At 66.6% G+C, this 20,223-nt stretch carries 20 protein-coding genes; 11 read left to right on the top strand and 9 right to left on the bottom strand.

Annotation, left to right across the window (positions count from 1 at the left end; translation table 11 throughout):
• Window positions 1–108 precede the first annotated feature (108 nt).
• Window positions 109–1,380 (top strand): acetoin utilization protein AcuC, encoded by a 1,272-nt coding sequence (locus tag CBI38_RS17345; RefSeq protein ID WP_109330683.1) that lies wholly within the window; start codon window positions 109–111, stop codon window positions 1,378–1,380.
• A complete protein-coding gene (locus CBI38_RS17340; RefSeq protein ID WP_109330681.1) occupies window positions 1,373–4,048 on the top strand; it encodes a bifunctional acetate--CoA ligase family protein/GNAT family N-acetyltransferase in 2,676 nt (891 codons plus the stop codon). The genes CBI38_RS17345 and CBI38_RS17340 overlap by 8 nt, the downstream gene beginning before the upstream one ends.
• A gap of 78 nt (window positions 4,049–4,126) precedes the next feature.
• On the opposite strand, the gene CBI38_RS17335 is transcribed toward CBI38_RS17340, so the two are convergent.
• The 3 genes from CBI38_RS17335 to CBI38_RS17325 form a co-directional block, all read right to left on the bottom strand.
• On the bottom strand, window positions 4,127–5,098 hold the full coding sequence (locus tag CBI38_RS17335; RefSeq protein ID WP_109330679.1) for a sigma-70 family RNA polymerase sigma factor: 972 nt from the start codon (window positions 5,096–5,098) through the stop codon (window positions 4,127–4,129).
• A gap of 166 nt (window positions 5,099–5,264) precedes the next feature.
• Window positions 5,265–6,743, bottom strand: a complete 1,479-nt coding sequence (locus tag CBI38_RS17330) for a DUF7782 domain-containing protein (protein ID WP_109330677.1) — start codon at window positions 6,741–6,743, stop codon at window positions 5,265–5,267.
• A 30-nt stretch (window positions 6,744–6,773) separates the two neighbouring features.
• Complete coding sequence (locus CBI38_RS17325) at window positions 6,774–7,127, bottom strand: DUF3099 domain-containing protein (RefSeq protein ID WP_109330675.1); 354 nt, start codon at window positions 7,125–7,127, stop codon at window positions 6,774–6,776.
• A gap of 86 nt (window positions 7,128–7,213) precedes the next feature.
• Here CBI38_RS17325 and CBI38_RS17320 point away from each other — a divergent pair, with 86 nt between their 5' ends.
• Complete coding sequence (locus tag CBI38_RS17320; protein ID WP_005240826.1) at window positions 7,214–7,450, top strand: DUF3039 domain-containing protein; 237 nt, start codon at window positions 7,214–7,216, stop codon at window positions 7,448–7,450.
• On the opposite strand, the gene CBI38_RS17315 is transcribed toward CBI38_RS17320, so the two are convergent.
• Entirely contained in the window at window positions 7,423–8,649 is a 1,227-nt protein-coding gene (locus CBI38_RS17315) for a YihY/virulence factor BrkB family protein (RefSeq protein WP_109330673.1), read from the bottom strand. The genes CBI38_RS17320 and CBI38_RS17315 overlap by 28 nt on opposite strands.
• A gap of 216 nt (window positions 8,650–8,865) precedes the next feature.
• On the opposite strand from CBI38_RS17315, the gene CBI38_RS17310 reads away from it, so the two are divergent.
• A complete protein-coding gene (locus CBI38_RS17310; RefSeq protein ID WP_418328265.1) occupies window positions 8,866–10,641 on the top strand; it encodes a DEAD/DEAH box helicase in 1,776 nt (591 codons plus the stop codon).
• A gap of 104 nt (window positions 10,642–10,745) precedes the next feature.
• On the opposite strand, the gene CBI38_RS17305 is transcribed toward CBI38_RS17310, so the two are convergent.
• Window positions 10,746–10,940 carry a DUF7455 domain-containing protein gene (locus CBI38_RS17305; RefSeq protein WP_005240831.1) on the bottom strand — a complete coding sequence of 65 codons (195 nt, stop codon included), beginning with the start codon at window positions 10,938–10,940 and terminating at the stop codon, window positions 10,746–10,748.
• A 263-nt stretch (window positions 10,941–11,203) separates the two neighbouring features.
• Between CBI38_RS17305 and CBI38_RS17300 the strand changes: the two genes are divergently transcribed.
• The 3 genes from CBI38_RS17300 to CBI38_RS17290 all read left to right on the top strand — a co-directional run bounded on the left by CBI38_RS17300 (window position 11,204) and on the right by CBI38_RS17290 (window position 13,305).
• The gene (locus CBI38_RS17300) at window positions 11,204–11,557 is read left to right on the top strand and encodes a DUF952 domain-containing protein (protein ID WP_109330671.1); all 354 of its coding nucleotides are present in this window, start codon (window positions 11,204–11,206) and stop codon (window positions 11,555–11,557) included.
• An 85-nt stretch (window positions 11,558–11,642) separates the two neighbouring features.
• The gene (locus tag CBI38_RS17295; RefSeq protein ID WP_109330669.1) at window positions 11,643–12,125 is read left to right on the top strand and encodes a cation:proton antiporter regulatory subunit; all 483 of its coding nucleotides are present in this window, start codon (window positions 11,643–11,645) and stop codon (window positions 12,123–12,125) included.
• A 7-nt stretch (window positions 12,126–12,132) separates the two neighbouring features.
• The gene (locus CBI38_RS17290) at window positions 12,133–13,305 is read left to right on the top strand and encodes a cation:proton antiporter (protein WP_109330667.1); all 1,173 of its coding nucleotides are present in this window, start codon (window positions 12,133–12,135) and stop codon (window positions 13,303–13,305) included.
• A gap of 78 nt (window positions 13,306–13,383) precedes the next feature.
• Here the strand turns inward: CBI38_RS17290 and CBI38_RS17285 are convergent, their stop codons facing one another.
• Together CBI38_RS17285 and ppgK are read right to left on the bottom strand one after the other, a co-directional pair.
• On the bottom strand, window positions 13,384–14,760 hold the full coding sequence (locus tag CBI38_RS17285; RefSeq protein ID WP_109330665.1) for an RNA polymerase sigma factor: 1,377 nt from the start codon (window positions 14,758–14,760) through the stop codon (window positions 13,384–13,386).
• 121 nt (window positions 14,761–14,881) lie between these two features.
• Window positions 14,882–15,634, bottom strand: coding sequence for a polyphosphate--glucose phosphotransferase (ppgK, locus tag CBI38_RS17280; RefSeq protein ID WP_109330663.1), 753 nt, complete (start codon window positions 15,632–15,634; stop codon window positions 14,882–14,884).
• Window positions 15,635–15,788: 154 nt separating this feature from the next.
• On the opposite strand from ppgK, the gene CBI38_RS17275 reads away from it, so the two are divergent.
• Complete coding sequence (locus CBI38_RS17275) at window positions 15,789–16,688, top strand: inositol monophosphatase family protein (RefSeq protein WP_109330661.1); 900 nt, start codon at window positions 15,789–15,791, stop codon at window positions 16,686–16,688.
• An 11-nt stretch (window positions 16,689–16,699) separates the two neighbouring features.
• On the opposite strand, the gene cei is transcribed toward CBI38_RS17275, so the two are convergent.
• Complete coding sequence (gene cei / locus CBI38_RS17270) at window positions 16,700–17,389, bottom strand: envelope integrity protein Cei (RefSeq protein ID WP_109330659.1); 690 nt, start codon at window positions 17,387–17,389, stop codon at window positions 16,700–16,702.
• A 480-nt stretch (window positions 17,390–17,869) separates the two neighbouring features.
• Here cei and CBI38_RS17265 point away from each other — a divergent pair, with 480 nt between their 5' ends.
• A complete protein-coding gene (locus CBI38_RS17265) occupies window positions 17,870–18,172 on the top strand; it encodes a DUF4193 domain-containing protein (protein WP_109330657.1) in 303 nt (100 codons plus the stop codon).
• A gap of 119 nt (window positions 18,173–18,291) precedes the next feature.
• Here CBI38_RS17265 and CBI38_RS17260 read toward each other — a convergent pair whose 3' ends face one another.
• On the bottom strand, window positions 18,292–18,807 hold the full coding sequence (locus CBI38_RS17260) for a DUF3093 domain-containing protein (RefSeq protein ID WP_109330655.1): 516 nt from the start codon (window positions 18,805–18,807) through the stop codon (window positions 18,292–18,294).
• A gap of 35 nt (window positions 18,808–18,842) precedes the next feature.
• Here CBI38_RS17260 and dut point away from each other — a divergent pair, with 35 nt between their 5' ends.
• Entirely contained in the window at window positions 18,843–19,364 is a 522-nt protein-coding gene (gene dut / locus CBI38_RS17255; protein WP_201453471.1) for a dUTP diphosphatase, read from the top strand.
• Between the two features lie 2 nt (window positions 19,365–19,366).
• A complete protein-coding gene (locus tag CBI38_RS17250; protein WP_109330653.1) occupies window positions 19,367–20,218 on the top strand; it encodes a DUF3710 domain-containing protein in 852 nt (283 codons plus the stop codon).
• Window positions 20,219–20,223 lie beyond the last annotated feature (5 nt).

The raw sequence follows: 20,223 nt of genomic DNA, 5'->3' as shown, positions 1-20,223 counted from the left end.
GGCCTGTTCGGGCAGTCCCCGGGCCCCGGGAGGGGTCTGCTCGCGCGGGCCCCGGCCCCCGGGAGGGGTCTGCTCGCACGGTCTGCGGAGGACCAGTAGCGTGAGTTCATGACCGCGTCGTTCAGTTCCGGAGAGGATTCGGCTGCAGGGGTATCGAACCGTGTAGTCGTGTGGAGTCCGGACTATCTCAGCTACCGGTGGAGTGCGGACCACCCGATGAATCCCACTCGGCTCGAGCTCACCATGTCGCTCGCGCGTGCGCTGGGAACGCTCGAGGGTGTGGAGTTGGTTCGCCCCGACGCGGCCGCAGACGCAGATCTGCTGCGCATCCACACCCCCGGATACGTCGAGGCGGTCAAGCAGGCCGGGCACTCGCAGGCGTCGGGCGTGCTCGGCGCGGACGCGCCGTACGGGCTCGGTACCGAGGACAATCCGGTGTTTCCGCAGATGCACGAGGCGAGTGCCATCCTCGCCGGCGGCTCTCTCGCGGCGGCCAAGGAAATCGCATCGGGGCGCACCCGCAGGGCCGTGAGTATCGGCGGGGGAATGCACCACGCGATGCCCGGCTGGGCGTCCGGCTTCTGCGTGTACAACGATGTCGCCATCGCCATTTCCTGGTTGCTGGACAACGGGTTCGACCGCATCGCCTACATCGACGTGGACGCGCACCACGGGGACGGTGTCCAGCACGCTTTTGCCGGCGATCCACGTGTACTGACCATTTCGTTGCATCAGCATCCTGCGACGTTGTGGCCCAACACCGGGTGGTCGAGCGAAGTCGGCGAGGGGGCGGGGGAGGGTACCTCGATCAACCTTCCGGTTCTTCCGGGCACAGTGGACGCACTGTGGCTCAGAGGGTTTCACGCCATCGTTCCCGGGGCGCTCGCGGCGTTCCGTCCGCAGATCGTGATCAGCCAATGTGGCGTCGACAGCCACCGTGAGGATCCGCTCGCCGACCTGTCACTGACGGTCGATGGTCAGCGTGCAGCGTTCCTCGCGATGCGTGACCTTGCGGATCGGTACTCGGAGGGTCGCTGGCTGGCTGTGGGCGGCGGCGGCTACGGGCTCGTGCGGGTGGTTCCGCGGTCGTGGACACACCTCATCGCCGCGGCCCTGGACCGCGAGATCGACACGGGCACCGCAGTACCCGAGGTGTGGCGCGAGCAAGCGTCCGCGCTCGCACCCAGTGTCGACCTACCCGAGACGATGGGTGACGGTGGCGAGGTCGCCTACCTGCCCTGGGATGGGCCGGGGGGCACACCCGAAACAGGAAACGCTTCGGTCGACCGCGCACTGACCCGCATCGACTCCGCAGTCATCGCCACCCGCCGGGCCTGCTTCCCGCTACTCGGCCTCGACCCGGAGGATCCTCGTGACTGAATCGACGGACGGCGCTCCCGATTCGGCGCACGACTACCCGCATCACTGGGTGGTCGATGTGCTGGCAGCGGACGGCGGCGCGGTGGCGCTGCGGCCGATCGTGCCGGAGGACGCCGAGAAGCTCGTCGCGTTTCACGCGAAGTTGTCCGAACGTACCCGCTACCTACGCTATTTCGGCCCGTACCCCACCATGTCCCAACGCGACATCGTGCACTTCACCACGATCGACCACAAGAATCGGGTGGCTTTCGTGGTGGTCCTCGGCGACGAGATCATCGCCGTCGGGCGGTACGAACGGCTCGTCGGTGAGGGGGACGGCAAGTCGGCGGAAGTGGCATTCGTCGTCGCCGACGCGCACCAGGGACGGGGACTCGGGCCGATCCTCCTCGAGCATCTCGCCGGGGCAGCAGCAGAAAACGGGCTCACCATGTTCGTCGCCGAGGTCCTCGCGGAGAACCGCAACATGGTCACGGTGTTCCGCGAAGCGGGTTATCAGGTCAGTCGCAGCTACGAGGGCGGAGTGCTCAAACTCGAGTTCGCGATCGACCCCACCGAAGCCATGGTCTCGGTGCGTAATTCCCGGGAGCGGGCGGCCGAGGCGCGCAGTATGCGAAACGTGCTCAGTCCGCGGTCGGTTGCAGTGATCGGTGCCTCCACCGACAGTGCCAAGGTCGGGCACGCCGTGCTCACCAACCTGCTGCGGGCCGGGTTCACCGGCCCCGTGTACCCGGTCAATGCCGAGCATCGTTCCGTCCAGGGTGTGCGGGCCTACCCGACCGTCCGCGACATTCCCGACGAGGTGGATCTCGGCGTGGTCGCCGTCCCCGCCGAGTCGATCAGCGCAGTTCTGGACGACTGCCTCGACAAAGGCGTCAAAGCGCTCGTCGTGGTCTCGTCCGGATTCAGCGAAACCGGACTCGACGGAAAGCAGTCCGAGAGGCGTCTCGTGCACGCGGCGCGGGCGCACGGGATGCGACTCATCGGGCCCAACGCACTCGGAGTGGCCAACAACGACGCCGCGGTGTCCCTCAACGCCACGCTGGCGCCCGTGCTCCCGAGCCCTGGCAACGTCGGATTCTTCTGCCAGTCCGGTGCGCTCGGAATCGCCATCCTCGACGAGGCCGCCCGAAGTCGAATCGGCTTGTCTGCGTTCGTCTCGGCCGGTAACCGGGCTGACGTCTCGGGTAACGATCTCCTGCAGTATTGGGATTCCGATCCTGCTACCGAGGTGGTCCTGCTCTACCTCGAAAGTTTCGGCAACCCACGGAAGTTTTCGCGAATCGCTCGCCGCGTTGCCCGCAACAAGCCGATCGTCGCGGTGAAAAGTGGCCGGCACGCGGTTCCCCCGGCGCTGGCTGCCACGGGCGTCGAAATGGACGATTCGATCGTGCGGGCACTGTTCGAGCAGGCCGGTGTCGTGCAGGTGGGGTCGATTTCCCAGTTGTTCGACTGCGCTCTCCTGTTCGGATATCAACCGTTGCCTGCGGGGCCGCGGCTCGCGGTGGTCGGCAACTCCACCGCCTTGGGGGTGCTGGCCGCTGACGCGGCGCGCAGCGAAGGCCTGCACGTCGGCGACCCGGTCGACCTCGGACCGCAGGCCGGACCGGACGAATTCGCCAGCGCCGTGCGCACGGCGCTGTCCTCGGCCGACGTCGACGCGGTCATCGCGGTCTTCGTTCCGCCCGTTGCCATACCGGTCGAGCCGTTCGCCCAGGCGCTGAAGGAAGCCGTCCGCGATGCCGACAAGCCGGTTCTGACCACGTTCCTCGCAGCGGAGGGCGTCCCGGACGTCCTCGCGGTGCGGGGCGAGGACGGGCATCCCACGCGCGGCTCGGTGCCGTCCTATCCGGGACCGGAACGGGCCGCGCTGGCGCTTGCGCGCGCCTGGCGGTATGCCGCGTGGAAGAGCAAACCCGCATCCAAGGTCGTGCGACCCGCCGGGATCGACCCCGAGAAGGCGAAAGAGATGGTGGACACCTGGCTGTCCACGTCGTCGGGGCGGTGGCTGTCCGATTACGAGGCGGCGCAACTACTCGCGTGTTACGGAGTCGAGGTTGTGGAGTTCCGCTCGGCCACGACCGAGGAAGAAGCTGTTGCCGCGGCCGACGAACTCGGCTACCCGGTGGCGGTGAAAGCAACCGGTGAGCAGTGGCGCCACCGCCCCGACCTCGGGGGTGTGCGGCTCGACCTCGTCGGCCCCGACTCCGTTCGGCTGGCGTACCGCGACCTGGCCGCGGCGTCCGGTGAACCCCTCCTTCACGTGCAGCGAATGGCGACGAAGGGAATCGGCTGCGTGGTCGGCGTGCAGGACGACCCGTCGTTCGGCGCACTCATCTCGTTCGGGCTCGCCGGCGTGATTTCCGACCTCCTCGGGGACCGCGCGTACCGGGTGCTGCCGCTCACCGAAGACGCGGCTACCGAACTGATCGATGCGCCGAAGGCTGCACCGCTGCTGTCGGGGTACCGGAGTGCGGTGCCGGTGAACAAGTCGGCGCTCGTCGATCTGGTCCAGCGGATCTCCGCACTCGCCGACGACCTCCCCGAGGTACGGGAACTGGCCTGCGAACCCGTACTCGCGTCCGCCGAGGGCGCTCAGGTCACCGACTCACGGGTGCGCATCGGTCCGGAACCGAGTTTCGCCGACCTGGGGCCACGCAGGCTCCGTTAGATGCGACGCTGCCGGTGCCGGTCTCGAAAACCGGCACCGGCAGCGGGTAGACACAAATCAGTCGGTGGAGTGCGAAGATCAGCTGGCGTAGGAACGCAGCCGCTCCGCGCGATCACCCTGACGAAGCTTGCCCATCACTTCACGCTCGATCTGGCGGACCCGCTCGCGTGAGAGCCCGAAGAGCTTGCCGATCTGATCGAGGGTGCGCGGCTGACCGTCGTCGAGTCCGTACCGCAGGCGGATCACCTGCTGCTCGCGTTCGTCGAGAGTGGCCAGAACGCTGCGAACGTCGCTGTGCAGAAGACCGGCGATGACCGCGTTCTCCGCCGACGTGGCTTCCGAATCCTCGATGAAGTCGCCCAGAGGAGCCTCTTCGTCGTTGCCGACCGGCATATCCAGGCTCACCGGGTCGCGGCTGTGGTCGAGGAGATCCGCGATCTTGTGGGCCGGAATGCCCGACTCCTCCGCCAGTTCGTCGTCGGTGGCCTCACGGCCGAGTTGCTGGTGCAGCTCACGCTTGATGCGGGCGAGTTTGTTCACCTGCTCGACGAGGTGCACTGGCAGCCGGATGGTGCGGCTCTGATCGGCCATGCCCCGGGTGATGGCCTGACGAATCCACCACGTGGCATACGTCGAGAACTTGAAACCCTTGGAATAGTCGAACTTCTCCATCGCCCGGATCAAGCCCAGGTTGCCTTCCTGGATGAGGTCGAGCAAGGGCATGCCGCGGCCCGTGTAGCGCTTGGCCAGCGACACGACGAGGCGAAGATTCGCCTCGAGCAGGTGCGCCCTGGCCGACTGTCCGTCGCGGACGATCGTCGCAAGGTCTCGCTTCTTCGCGGGGGACAGTCGCTTGCCGGTCTCGAGAACATGCGCGGCGTACAGCCCAGCCTCGATTCGCTTGGACAGCTCCACCTCGTCTGCGGCCGTCAGCAGAGCGGTGCGGCCGATCCCGTTCAAGTAGACGCGGACCAGGTCGGCAGCCGGGCTCTGGGCGTCCAGATCGGCGGCGCTGGGGCGAATGCGAGTAGTGGTGCTGGGGCTTGTCATGACTTGCCTCCTCATCGGTGGTGTCTCATAGGGAACAACGCTCCGACTGGCACGGAAAGTTCCCGGACACTTTTCGGCAGGAGGGCTCTGACCTGCGACTTCGTACGTTCGGTCCTGAGAAGTTGCTGAGAACACGTATAAGGGGAACCGCACGTAACCCCAGCGGCTACACCGGCAGCACCAAACCGTGCCGCACGAGAGAGTGCACGAGCGGTATCGCCGACTCGGCGAGGACGGTGGCAACCATGTCGTGCGCGGCAGCCAGGAGATCGATCAGTTCTCCCAGAACGAGACCGTCGCTCCGCATTCCCGCGACGAGGGAGGCGACCAGGTCGTCGATCTCGTGCTGCCATGCGGGACCGTTCCCGCGATGCAGTCGTGCGACCACCTGAGTCCACCCCTCCTCACCGGGGAGGAAGACCCGCTCGAGCGCTGTGCTCTCCTGCACGTGGAAGCGGGCCGTGAGCACGTCGTTCTCGCGCAACCACGCCACCCGGTCGAAGTAGGCGAGCGCCTCCGCCCCCAGCGGATCGTCGAAACCGTGCGTGAGATCCTCGGCCAGGAGGTCACTGGGCGCGTCGGTCCGGCGCAGGTAGACGAACCCGAATCCGACTCCCTCGACATCGGCGCTCTCGAGGTGATCGAGCCACTGCTCGGCCGTCGCGGCGGCAGAGGGATCCTTGGTGTCCAGTCCACCGTCGCGCATCCAGGTACCCACGTAGAGGGCTGGGTCGGCCACGTCCCGCTGGACCACCCACGCGTCGATGCCGTGTGCGGGCAACCATGACGCCACCCGGCTCCGCCAGTCCTCTCCCGCGACGTGGACCCAGGACGCGAGGAGCGCGGCGGTGCCGCCGGGAGACAGGTAGTCGGGAGACCGGGAGATCATCAGTCGGCTCGCACCGTCGAGGTCGAGGCCGGAGTCGCGATACGTGTGGCCCACTGTCGCTCGGCTGACGACGAACGGCGGATTCGCGACGACCTGGTCGAAAGTGCGGCCCTCCACCGGCTCGAACCACGACCCGGTCAGCAGTTCGACCTCCTCTTCGTTGAGGGCCATCGTGACGGCTGCCAGATCCACCGCCCTGACGTTCAGGTCGGTCGCGGTGACCGACTGCGCATAGGACGTTCCGTGCAGGGCCTGGATGCCACACCCCGTTCCCACGTCGAGGAGAGACCCGACGGGCGCACCCGGGGTGGCCTGCAACAAGGACAGAGAGGCGTGGCCCACCCCGATGACGTGATCGACCGCAGTCTCGCGGGGGCGCATCGACCCGTCGAGGTCCGAAAGCACCCACCGATTTCCGGAGCCGGTATCGATGGGCCGGAGGTCCAGTGCCGCGCGGACGACACCGGCATCGCTCGCGAGGAGACCCGCGTCGACCGCCGCCTCGACGCTCAGCGGGTGGAGTGCGGCCGCGACCTCGGCGATCGGGCAGTCGTCGCCGAGAAGGAACAACCGGATCAGTGTTCCGAGTTCACCGCAGCTCGCGCTGGCCCGCCGGACCGGGACGGGCTCGTTGCGGCCCAGTGCGGCATGGATGTCCGGGCCCAGCGTGTCGAGCAGGGTGTCGGTGTCATACCGGTTGCGAAGGAGAGCTTCTCGCAGGGGAGCGCAGATCGACAGCAGCGTGTTGCGGTTCACCGGTGCATTGTTGCAGGTCGCGCTCCGGTGTCAGCCTTCGATCGTTCGGTGCGGCGGCGCAGGCAGAGCGGTGGTGTCTCGATGGTCGTACCGACTCGGTTCGTCCTTGGTGCGCGGAGGCCGGTCGTTCGCGATGAGGACTGCGATCCACGGCAACGGGATGGACAGACCGATGATCGCCATGGAGATCCAGGCATTGCCCCAGATGCCGTAGGCCGCCGCCGAGAAAATAAGTGCGGGGAAGCGGAAGGACATGATGATCAGGTACTTGCGGACACGCGCGCGGTGCTGATCCTCGATGGATCGCGCCGCTTCGGTGATGAGAACCGGGTTGTTCGGTGAGCCGGCTTCGCCTGATGCGCCGAACCCTGCACTTCGGGCCATGCCTCCACTGTTCCACTGTCGGGGAGCAAATGCACACGGCGGGTCGTGGGGGTGGGATCCTCGGGCCGTTGCGGCATTATTGAGGGGTGAGCACTCAAACAAAGGAACGGCCCGACGTCACCACTGACGAGTCGACCGATGACGACACCCCGAAGTTCTTCCACTACGTGAAGAAGAACAAGATCGCCGAGAGCGCTGTGATGGGCACGCACGTCGTCGCGCTGTGCGGTGAGGTCTTCCCGGTCACCAAGTCCGCGAAGCCGGGATCACCCGTCTGCCCCGATTGCAAGAAGATCTACGAGGGGTTGCGCAAGGGCGACTGAGGCGTCGACGGTTCACACAGACCGGGGGACGCGGGGGTTTCGTCCCGTAGGACCCCCTCTTCCGGCCTGGCGTCTTTCGGGCTGCCGTCCTTCGGGCTGCCGTCTCGGGGACGGTCCGGTGTGGCGTCCCCGTCGGAGGCCTCATGTCTTCCGCCTTGCCGATTGCGGTCGCCGATGATGTTGATCGGTCCCGTGGCGATGCGGCGGGTGAGGTTGGTCACCGGACCCGTCGAGGGGCTATCGGCTTGGGCGGCGATCCAGTCCCGCATCTGATCGATGCGAGTCGCGCGGGCCGGCCAGAACTCCTGAATCGTTGCGTTGAACTCGGCGCCCAGAACCACGGCGAAACCGAGGAAGAACGTGAAGAGTAAGAACGCGATCGGGGCGGCGAGCGCCCCGTACGTGTATCCGGTACCGGTCGCCCAGCTCAGGTACCGCCGCAGGCCCGTGCTGGCGGCCAGGAAGAAGACTCCCGCCACGAGTGCGCCGCCGAGCAGGCGGTGCCAGGGCAGCGACTTCGGCAGCGCCACCTTGTACAGGGTGGTCAGGCCGATGATCATGAGCAATCCGACACCCGGGTAGTAGAACGTGTCCACGATCTCCGTTCCGATGGTGCGCCACGCCTCGGGCAGGACCTGGCCGACAAGGGTAGGTCCCAGGGCAACCAGCGGCAGGGTGAACACCGCGAGGACGAGAAAAGCGACGTAGAGCAACAACGCGAACACCCGCTGCCAGACGGGGTGGCGTGCCTCCTGCTGCCCGTGTGCCTCCACGATCGAGTCCACGAACGTCGAGATCGCGGACGATCCGGCCCACAGCGACAGCAGGAAACTCAGGGAGACGATCTCCGGGCGACCTTGACGCAGCACGTCACCGACGGTGGGGCGGATGATCTCCTCGACCACGCTGTCGCTGAATACGGTTCCACTGAAGGTGATGATCTTGGACTGGATGATGTCGACAGTGTCCGGCCCGAACCATCCCCCCACGTAACCGAGCATCCCGAGCAGTCCCAGCAGGAGCGGGGGCAGCGAGAGCGTCTGCCAGAACGCAGCGGTCGCCGCCTTGGCGAAGATCGAGTCGTCCCACGCCTGGCTCGCTGTGTGCGTGATCACGCGCAGCGTCCGGCGTAGCGGATGCCACCGCGCTCGGTGTCGGGCGGCGCCTCTGTCCGACGCCTTCGCGCGCGTTTCGCTCATGATTCCTCCAGCATCCCTGACGACACGCCCGGTTGCCCACCGCTGCCTTCCTCGTGTCGCAAAGAATCTGCCGCTGCCGGGCGCCGCGAATGCCGTTCGAGTCGGACTCGGGCGCTAGGCTCCTTGACGGACAGCGCCCGCGGGGCTGGACCGGAACACGTCGGACGGATACACGAGGAGTGCAGCAAACAGTGCCATGTCAGCGGAGGGCCGCCAGTGAGTGCTGAGACCGTAGGTCCCGGGGCGGCGCAGATAGTGGGCACCGAGGCATATCTCGCTCAGACCGAACCAGCTCGACCGGCGGCGGGGTCACTGCGTGCTTGGCAGCGCCGTGCCCTGGCCAAATACCTGTCCACCGGTCCGCGCGATTTCCTCGCTGTCGCAACACCGGGTGCCGGTAAGACGACGTTCGCGCTACGCGTGGCGTCGGAACTGCTGCGGGACCGCACGGTCGACCAGGTGACGGTGGTCGCACCCACCGAACACCTCAAACACCAGTGGGCCGAGTCGGCAACCCGTAACGGGATCGCCCTGGACTCGTACTTCTCCAACTCGACCGGGCAGACCTCGAGTGATTACCAGGGTGTGGTGGTCACCTACGCGCAGGTGGCTTCCCACCCGTTCAAGCACCGGGTGCGCACCGAGAGCCGACGCACGCTGGTGATCCTCGACGAGATCCACCACGGCGGTGACGCGAAGAGCTGGGGAGATGCGATCCGTGAGGCATTCGGTGATGCCACGCGCCGGCTTGCGCTGACCGGAACGCCCTTTCGAAGCGACGACAGCGCGATTCCCTTCGTCACGTACGAACCCGACCGTGAGGGGCTTCTCCGGTCGAAAGCCGATCACTCGTACGGATATTCCGATGCGCTCGCCGACGGAGTCGTCCGGCCGGTGGTGTTCCTCGCATATTCCGGTGAGGCCCGGTGGCGGAACAATGCGGGCGAGGAATTCTCGGCTCGACTGGGCGAGCCCCTCAGCGCGGAACAGACTGCGCGCGCCTGGCGAACCGCGCTCGACCCTGCGGGCGACTGGATTCCGGCTGTGCTGCACGCCGCCGACACCCGGCTCGGACAGCTACGTGCGGGTGGCATGCCGGACGCGGGCGGACTCGTCATCGCCACCGATCAGACGGTTGCCCGCGCATATGCCCAGACGTTGACGGCCGTGACCGGCGAAGAACCGGTCGTCGTGCTCTCGGACGACCCGACGGCCTCCAAGCGGATCGCGGAATTCGGCGCAAGTACCCAGAAATGGATGGTCGCCGTCCGGATGGTGTCCGAGGGTGTCGACGTTCCCCGCTTGGCCGTCGGTGTCTACGCCACCAGTGCGTCCACCCCGCTGTATTTCGCGCAGGCGATCGGACGCTTCGTGCGGTCGCGGCGCAAGGGTGAGACCGCCAGCGTCTTCCTTCCGTCGGTGCCGGTTCTCCTCGACCTTGCCAGCCAGCTCGAGGCGCAGCGAGATCACGTACTGGGTAAGCCGCATCGGGAGAAGGAAGGGTTCGACGACGACCTCCTCGCCGATGCGAACAAGCAGAAGGACGAGCTCGGGGAGGACGAGAAGGCGTTCACTTCGATCGGCGCCGACGCGGAACTCGATCAGGTGATCTACGACGGTTCGTCCTTCGGGACGGCGACCTTCTCCGGTTCGGACGAGGAGGCGGATTACCTGGGATTGCCGGGGCTGCTCGACGCCGAGCAGATGCGTGCGCTACTTCGTCAACGCCAGCAGGAGCAGATCAGCAAGCCGGAGGCCGCGCCCGTCGTTGCGCCACCGGTCCCGCAGGTCGCCGAGAGGGTGGCAGCAGCTGGGCAGCTCGCCCAGCTCCGGCGCGAGTTGAACAGTCTCGTCGCGATGCACCACCACAGGACAGGAAAGCCGCACGGCACCATCCACGGGGAACTGCGCCGCGTCTGTGGTGGACCGCCGACTGCCATTGCGACCGTCGAGCAGCTGACCGATCGGATCGCCACCCTGCGCCAGTGGTAACTCGTGCAAATGTGGGCGACACAGAAGAGACCGGCGAGTGCAGGCACTCGCCGGTCTCTCGGTCTGAAGAGGTGAGCCTGGGACGGGTCACCCGGGCTGACGTATCAGATTGCAGCTTCGGCTTCGGACACGATCGTGGCGTTCATCTCGCGAAGACGGTCTGCGTGCTCGTTGGCGTGGTGACCGCAGAAGAGCAACTCTCCTCCGGTCGGAAGTACCGCGCGAACGCGGGCTCCCGCACCGCACCGGTCGCACCGGTCGGCTGCGGTCAACGGGGGGCTGGTCAGTGTTCCGGGCATGACTCCTCCGTACTGGCTTTCGACTGGTGCCGAGTGCCTGGGGCCTTGGTCCGCCGCGTCGGGGTGGCGCGGTGGATCTACTCTGTCAGACGTTTGCGGTTTACGCGTTGTTCCCGTAGGCGTTTCTCAGTGTTGCATCACACACGAAACAGCTCTGAAACCTGCGCAACACCCCGTGACGAGGGCGAATATGAACAGACTTCGCGGTATGAGTTCGCTGACAGCTGATTCGCCCTCCCGCGTCGAAACGCTATTCTCGCCGAGTGAATTCGGAACAGGCGCTCGTGCACATCTGTAGCCGCGACGAGTGGAATGAGGCGCTCGGAAGCGGCCGGCGCGTACCGGAGTCGTTCGGCGCCGACGGATTCATTCACCTGTCGACGCCGGCGCAGGTGCACCTGCCGGCCAACCGGCTCTTCGCGGGGCGCTCAGATCTGGTCATTCTGTGGCTCGATCCGACCGCTCTCGGCTCGCCGGTGCTCTGGGAGCCCGGTGTGCCGACCGACCCGTCCTCGATGCTCTTTCCCCACCTCTACGGGCCACTGCCGTTGGCTGCGGTCACCTCGATCGAGGACTACCGTCCCGGCGCCGACGGCCGGTTTCCCGCTCTGGTGTGACGGAACCGAAAGACCGCGCGGGTCGCCGAACACCCTCTCGCGCGCCCGACACCGCCGTGTCGCCCCGCGGGACTACCGTGGAGGCATGAACGTAGAAGTGACGCCTCTACCCGGAATCGGCGTACGCAAAGACTTCGTACTCGCCTCCGGACGTCGTATCGGTGTCGTCAGCCATCGTGACGGTCGCACAGACCTGATCGTGTCGAAACAGGACGACCCCGACGCGTGCGCCGCGTCCCTGCCGTTGAGTACCGAGGAGGCGGCGGTCCTCAGCAATCTGCTGGGTGCGCCGCAACTGGTGGCCCAATTGGAAGAGGAGCATCGCGACCTCCCGGGAATCCGCACCAAGCAGCTCTACATCAAGGAAGATTCCCGGTTCGACGGTCGTCCGCTCGGGGATACGGCGATGCGTACCCGTACCGGGGTCTCGATCGTCGCGGTGATGCGGGCGGGCGAGGTGTACCCGTCGCCGAAGCCGGATTTCATGCTCACGTCAGGCGATCTTCTGGTTACCGTCGGAACCACAGAGGGACTGGACGCAGCGGCCAAGCTCCTGGCCAACGGCTGACAGTCCCGTGAACACCACCACGCTCGCGCTCATCGAACTGGGCGCGGTGTTCTTCGCGCTCGGGCTTCTCGGCCGCCTCGCGGCACGATTCGGCATGTCGCCGATCCCGTTCTACCTGCTGGGCGGGCTGTGCTTCGGCAGTGGCGGCTTCGTCCAGCTCGGAGACATCAGTGAGTTCAGCCATATCGCCAGTGAGATCGGTGTCGTACTGCTCCTGCTGCTTCTCGGCCTCGAGTACACGGCCTCGGAGCTCGTCACCGGTTTACGCAGATCGTGGATGGCCGGTGTCGTCGATCTGGTTCTGAACGCCGCGCCGGGCGCGGCCGTCGCGCTATTCCTCGGCTGGGGGACCACCGGGGCGGTGGTGCTGGGCGGCGTCACCTACATCTCGTCCTCCGGCATCATCGCGAAGGTCCTCACCGATCTCGGCCGCCTCGGCAACCGGGAAACTCCGGTCGTGCTGTCCATCCTGGTGTTCGAGGACCTCGCGATGGCCGTCTACCTTCCGATCCTCACCGCGTTGCTCGCCGGGGTCAGTATCGCCGGTGGCCTCGAGGCAGTCGGCATCTCGCTGATAGTGATCTCGGTCGTCCTGGTGATCGCCCTGCGGTACGGACGCTACGTCTCCGCTGTGCTGGACAGCCCGGACAGTGAGACGTTGTTGTTGAAGTTGCTCGGCGCAGCCCTTCTGATCGCCGGGATCAGTTCGGCGATGCAGGTGTCGGCTGCGGTGGGGGCCTTCCTGCTGGGGATCGCGATTTCCGGTTCGACCGCGCACAACGCGAGCCGTGTCCTCGAACCCCTCCGCGATCTCTTCGCCGCCATGTTCTTCGTCGTGTTCGGTCTCAATACGGATCCGACGGCAATTCCCCCGGTCCTCGGCTGGGCCGTCCTGCTGGCGGTCACCACAGCGCTCACCAAGATGATTACCGGTGCGTGGGCGGCCAAACAACAGGGTGTCGGCCGCCTGGGCCGCGCCAGGGCCGGGGTGGCGCTGATTGCGCGGGGGGAATTCTCGATCGTCATCGCCGGACTCGCCGTGGCGGCCGGTGCAGTCGAAAGTCAACTCGTCGCCCTCGCCACGGCCTACGTTCTCCTGATGGCTGTCATCGGACCCATCGCGGCGCGGGTCGTCGAACCGGTCGCCGAGGCGTGGCTGCGAGTGCGCGCGAGCGCCTGAGGGCCCCGACACCGGTCACTACGACACGACGATGCCCCGGACTGGGAAGTCCGGGGCATCGTCGTGTGATCTGTGCGTCTAGTCCAGGTAGTCGCGCAGCACCTGGGACCGGGACGGGTGGCGCAGCTTCGACATGGTCTTGGATTCGATCTGACGGATGCGCTCGCGCGTGACGCCGTACACCTGTCCGATCTCGTCGAGCGTGCGCGGCTGCCCGTCGGTGAGTCCGAAGCGGAGCCGGACGACACCTGCTTCGCGCTCGGAGAGCGTCTCGAGTACCGACTGCAGCTGGTCCTGCAACAACGTGAACGACACGGCGTCGACGGCCACGACAGCTTCGGAGTCCTCGATGAAGTCACCGAGCTGGCTGTCGCCCTCGTCGCCGATGGTCTGGTCGAGGGAGATGGGCTCACGGGCGTACTGCTGGATTTCCAGCACCTTCTCCGGCGTGATGTCCATTTCCTTCGCGAGCTCTTCGGGAGTGGGTTCGCGACCCAGGTCCTGGAGCAGTTCACGCTGGATGCGGCCGAGCTTGTTGATGACCTCGACCATGTGCACCGGGATACGGATGGTGCGTGCCTGGTCCGCCATGGCGCGGGTGATGGCCTGACGGATCCACCACGTTGCGTAGGTCGAGAACTTGTAGCCCTTGGTGTAGTCGAACTTCTCGACTGCACGGATGAGGCCCAGGTTGCCTTCCTGGATGAGGTCGAGGAAAGCCATGCCGCGGCCGGTGTAGCGCTTGGCCAACGACACCACGAGGCGAAGATTCGCCTCGAGCAGGTGGTTTTTGGCGCGGTTGCCGTCACGGCAGATCCAGCTCATGTCGCGACGCTGGGCGGCGGGGAGCTTCTCGCCCGCGTCGGCGAGCTCCTGCATGATCTGGGTGGCGTACAAGCCCGCCTCGATCCGCTTGGCGAGTTCCACCTCCTCCTCGGCGTTCAGGAGGGCGACCTTGCCGATCTGCTTGAGGTAGGCGCGGACCGAGTCGGCCGAGGCCGTCAGTTCGGCGTCCTTGCGGGCCTGCCGGAGCGCCTCCGACTCTTCCTCGTCCCACACGAAGTCGCCGGATGCCTTGTCCTTGTCGGACGGCTCTTCGGCTTCGTCCTCCTCGCCGACTGCAACGACCTCGACGACATCGGACTCGACCTCCGCGAGGTCGCCCTCGGTGATGTCGATGTCCTCGATGTCCGCGACATCCTCGTCGGGGCCGTCCTCACCGTCGCCGGTCTTGCCGGACGTGGCCTTCTTGCCGCCCGCCTTCTTTGCTGCTGCCTTCTTCGCAGGAGCCTTCTTTGCCGCTGCTTTCTTGGCGGGAGCCTTCTTGGCCGGAGCCTTCTTCGCGGGAGCTTCCTCGACTGCCGAAGCAGTTCCGTCGGCGGCCTGTGCGACTGGTGCTTCCGGTCCTGACTCTGAAGTCGAATCAGCAGTCTGACGTGTATCGGTGGCTGCCACGTACGCCCTTTCGTGACGGTGTCGTGCGGCGTCACGCCAGAGTGGTCATCCGGCGGAGAGGTCTACTGGTTTTGCCGGCGCGCAGCCGGGCTCTTCCATTGTAACGACCTATCCGAAACAGTTACGGAGCGATGCCCGTTTCGACCGCCAGAGCAGCGCCGACGATGCCCGCCGAGTTCAGGAGGGCAGCAGGTACGACGGTGGTCCGGTTGGTGAGATGCGGAATCCACTTCTCGTGTTTGCGGCTGATTCCGCCCCCGGCGATGAACAGATCCGGCCACAGGAGGTCCTCGAAGCGGGTGAGCACCCGGGACACCTCCACCGCCCACTCCTTGTAGGAGAGATCCTTGTCCTCTTTGACCGAGGACGCCGCACGATGCTCGGCTTCCTTTCCGTCCACTTCCATGTGCCCGAACTCGGTGTTGGGAAGCAGGACGCCGTTGTGGAGGATCGCCGATCCGATACCCGTACCGAAGGTGAGGAGGATGATGACGCCCTTGGCGTCCCTGCCGGCGCCGAGGGCGTCCTCGGCGATCCCGGCGGCGTCGGCGTCGTTGAGGACGGTGACGTTCCGTCCGCCGAGCGCCTCGCTGAACAGTGCACGGGCGTCCGTACCGATCCACTTCTTGTCGATGTTCGCCGCGGACCGGGCGACTCCGCCGGTGACGACGCTCGGCAAGGTGATCCCCACCGGCCCGTCCCACGACGCTTGACGAACGATTTCGGCGACGGTGTCGGCGACAGCCTCCGGCGTGGACGGTTGTGGAGTGAGAATCTTGATGCGATCCCCGACCAGCTTGCCGGTCTCGAGGTCCACCACACCGCCCTTGACGCCACTGCCTCCGACGTCGACGCCGAACCCGGTCCTGGTCATCGCGTGTACTCCTCCGTGTCGACTGTGGCGTGCTCGGAAACGCTCCTGCTGATCGTCACACTAATGGGTTGTGCCGAGTTGGGTGGATGACACGGAGGCCCCACCGTGCCTCCAGCGGTGGTGGGAGGCAGGGGAAGTGTGATCCGATGGGTCTGTGCACGCACCCCAGAGTCGAGACACTGTCCGAGGCCACACCGCCCCCGATCCCCAGCATCTCCGCGAGGTTGCCGTGGCGGTGGCGCAGGAGGCCGCGGCTCATGTCCGCGCCCGGCGGCCCGAGGTTTTCGGGATCGTCGGGAGCCGACTGGGTTCCGGCGACTCGGTAGCGTCGAAGAGTAGTCCGACCGATCCTGTGACGGTGGTCGACACCGAAGCTGAACTCGTCATCCGGGAGCGCCTCGCGCAGTGGCGTCCGGACGATGCGATCCTCGGGGAAGAAGGTGGGGGAGAGGGGGATTCGCTCGACGGCGTGCGGTGGGTGGTGGATCCGATCGATGGCACGGTGAACTTCTTGTACGGCGTACCGGCCTACGCCGTGTCGGTGGCGGCGCAGATCGACGGGGTCTCGGTCGCCGGGGCGGTCGTCGACGTGGCGGCGCAGTCGACCTACTCCGCCGCGTCGGGCCGCGGTGCCACGATGACTGATGTGGACGGTCGGGTGAGCGAACTACGCTGCAACCCTGTCCGCGAGCTGTCGATGACTCTGCTCGCCACAGGATTCGGATACGGCGCAGGCAGGCGCGCCGTACAGGGCGCACTGATCGGCGACATTCTGCCGCGCGTGCGGGACATCCGACGCATCGGCTCAGCGGCGCTCGATCTGTGCATGGTCGCTGCGGGCCGGGTGGATGCCCACTTCGAACACGGGTTGAGCCCCTGGGACTGGGCCGCCGGATCGCTGATCGCCGCGGAGGCGGGCGCCCGCGTACGCGTCCCGTCACCGCACACCTCCAGCGCCGACGGGGAGATCACCGTCGCTGCCGCCCCCGGCATCGCCGACGCCCTCGACGCATTGTTCGCGGAGGTCGGATGCGACCGGCCGATCCCGGAGTAACGGCCGCGGGATCAGCAGCGGGCGGTGCGAGCGGCCTTCAGCAGGTCGATGTCGAGTGGGGCGGGCTGCGTTCCCGGAGGAGGATCCTTCAGGGACCGCAACACCTCCTCGGCGTCGGTGTTCGGTGAGATCTTCCGGAAGTAGGTGCCGAGCGCAAGATCGACGGTGTCGTCGGTGCGTGCATCCTGGATCAGTTCCGCGCACGGCGCCACCAGCCAGACGGCGCTCGCGGCGGCGAGACCCTGAGGACCGAACCGCAGCTGCCCCTGACACTGCATGTTCTGGTCGAGGTAGATCGGGTCGTTGCCGGCTTGCACGTCGGGTGCGCTCGCGAAGCCGTAGTCGCTCAGCTGGGCGGCGACCTGGGCTGCCTGGCCGTGCTCACCGTTCGCGTTGAACACCCGCACCTTGGTGGCGGACAGGGCGGCCGGCTCGACGTCCCGGAGCGTCGACGGGTCCACCTTCTCGCCGAGAGTCTGTTGCGGCGGGGCCGCCGGATCCGCCGGTTGCGACGCCGGCGCAGGAGCGTTGCAATCCACGGTGGTGGCGAGGTTTTCGTCCTCGCCCAGAATGCCCGCCCACACCACTGCGCCGAGTAGGGCGAGAACCGCGAACACCACAAGAATGGGCAAACTTCGCCGTCGCCGGAACGGACGACCGTTCTCGTCGCGCGAACTGCCTTCGGTGATCAGTGAAACCACAGTGTGCCTCGACCTCTCCTACGAACAGCGCTGGGGACGTCCACCCCGTACAGCGCATCGATACAGGGCCCGGCCACACGTTGTGGCGCAGGTTCGGCACCTACCTTAGATCCCACCAGTGTCATATCTCCGTACCCGTCCCGGTTGTCAAATGTCACAGCTTGCTGTGGGGTTGGTGACGATTAGCAGACAATTTGCGCGATCCGTTGATTCGGTTACGACTTTTGTACTCCCTTCGGCTACTGTCTGGCGGCCCCAGTCGTTAAATGCACGTACGACGAGGGCGGACAGAAGAGACGAAGTGAGGCGCACATCATGTCCCCGGGAACTGGATCCGGGCACGTGGGCGGCCGCTGCAACGTTGTGCAGGCCGCGGGTGTGATCTGCGCCGAGGCGGTTTTCGTGTGGACGATCGACCGACTTCCGTTCGACGGGCCCCGCGAGGCCGGGATACATGAAAGAAGATGAGGGGAAGACGACATGGCAACTGACTACGACGCACCGCGGCGAACGGAGTCCGACGAGGTTTCGGAGGATTCGCTGGAGGAGCTCAAGGCGCGACGCAACGAGGCTCAGTCGGCTGTTGTCGACGTAGACGAATCCGATACCGCGGAATCGTTCGAACTTCCGGGCGCCGACCTGTCCGGCGAGGAACTCTCGGTGCGGGTCATCCCCAAGCAGGCCGACGAGTTCACTTGTTCGAGCTGCTTCCTCGTGCACCACCGCAGCCGCCTCGCCACCGATGCAGGCGGAGTGCTCGTGTGCAGGGACTGCGCAGCCTGACGTACGAGCGCATGCGACGGACGGTGGAATACCACCGTCCGTTTTATGTGCCCGCGGACTGATCCGTCCGTTGTGTCTGCGGAGCGGACCGTGCCGGTACCGCCGGTACGGGACCCGGTTCAGTGTTCCTCGGGGCGCGCACGATCGAGAGCGGCCAGCAATTCGGCCGGCCGTCGGGTGCTGATCAACCAGTACGGAGTCGGATCCTCGGGATCGTCCAGGACGATCAGCACCATCGTCTTCACCCACACCCGATGCTGCACGAAGGCGGCCGGGTCGAGCTGCCGTCCTAGTGCTGCGCTCTTCGCGGTGGCGGGAACCTCGGCAACCCGCGCGATGACATCGACCGGCAGGTGAGCCTGTCCGACCCGGAGGTGGACGCCGTCCGCCTCGTCGACGAGTTCGACTCTCGTTCTGCTGAGCCACACCAATCCCCAGATCGGGAGGGGAAGTAGCAGGACGTAGGGCAACCAGGCACGAACGCCGGGCGCACCCATGTGTACCTCTGCAGCCAGCAGTCCGGCGACGAAGAGGCCCGCGATCCACCACCAGACGGGTACCCAGAGGCGTTCCGAGTACAGCGTCGGCGAGGTGTGGTCGGTGGGCGCGGCTTCGGGCCTGGACGTTTCTGACACGCCACCAGGATAGTCGCTGCCTACGAGTAGGCTCGGTGCACGTGAGCGACCTATCTCCCGGCCTTCCTCTCGGAGGAACTGCAGCCCTTCCCCCTGTTGCCCTCCAGCGGTTGGATCCAGCCATTCCGGTACCGCGACGCGCGCACGACGGCGACGCCGGTGTCGACCTGTGCAGCACGTCCGATCTCACCCTCGAACCGGGTCAGCGCGCCCTCGTCGGTACCGGAATCGCGATCGCCCTGCCCTTGGGCACCGTCGGGCTGATTCACCCCCGGTCCGGTCTGGCCGCGAAGTCGGGACTGTCGGTGGTCAACACGCCCGGCACCATCGACGCCGGGTACCGCGGCGAGATCAAGGTCTGCCTGATCAACCACGATCGTGAGACACCGATCGAGATCCGCCGCGGCGACCGCATCGCACAGCTGCTGGTTCAGCGTGTGGAATTGGTGTCCTTCGTCGAGGTGGAGTCGCTCGACGACACCACCCGCGGCACCGACGGACACGGGTCGAGCGGAGGCCATGCCAGCCTTGTCGGCAACGCCAGAGAAGGAGCGTGATCATGTTCGGACGCCGCAAGAAGAACGAATCCGAGGAGGACCGTCCCGGTTTCTTCGACGATGCCGACGCGGCAACCACCGCTGACGACTACGACGATGCCGAGGACGATTACGACGCGATCAGCGACGTGGACGGCGGTCCCTACGACGCCGACGACCTCGAATCGGATGCCGACCTCACGGTGGGCGAGGTGGGGACCCGGCTCGATCTCGGGTCGGTGCTCGTCCCGATGCCTCAGGGCGCTCAGTTGCAGGTCGAGATGGCGCCCGACGGTTCTCCGCAGGCTGTTCATCTGGTCACCCAGCTCGGACGGATCACGGTCGCGGCGTACGCCGCACCCAAGTCACCCGGCCAGTGGCGGGAAGTGGCCGGCGACCTCGCCGAGTCCCTGAGGGGTGACAACGCCACCGTCAGCATCGAGAACGGGCCGTGGGGACGTGAGGTCTTCGCCGTGACGCCCAACGCAGACCTTCGCTTCATCGGAGTGGACGGTTACCGGTGGATGGTGCGGTGCGTCGTCGCCGGTCCCAGTGGCGGAAACACCGCCGACTCCGACCTCGTCGCCACAGCCCGGGCCATTCTGCGGGACACCGTGGTCAAGCGGGGAACCGAACCGCACCCGGTCCGGACCCCGCTCCCGGTCGTCCTGCCGCAGGCTCTCGCCCAGCAGCTCGCGGCGGCCCACCAGCAGCAGCTGGCTCAGCAGCAAGCCGCCGCCCAGCCTGCTCCGCAGCAATCCGGCGCGCAGCCCGAAACGGCTTCCGCGCAACCCCAGGACGGGCAGCCGGCACCGGCTCCGCCCCAACAACGGCGCGGCGAATCAGGCTCCGCGATGCAGCAGCTGGGCCGCTGACGCAC

This window comes from Rhodococcus oxybenzonivorans, assembly GCF_003130705.1.
GTDB lineage: Bacteria > Actinomycetota > Actinomycetes > Mycobacteriales > Mycobacteriaceae > Rhodococcus_F > Rhodococcus_F oxybenzonivorans.
The sequence above is the reverse complement of the archived record's forward strand: the minus strand, read 5'-3'. Positions and strand labels throughout refer to the sequence as shown.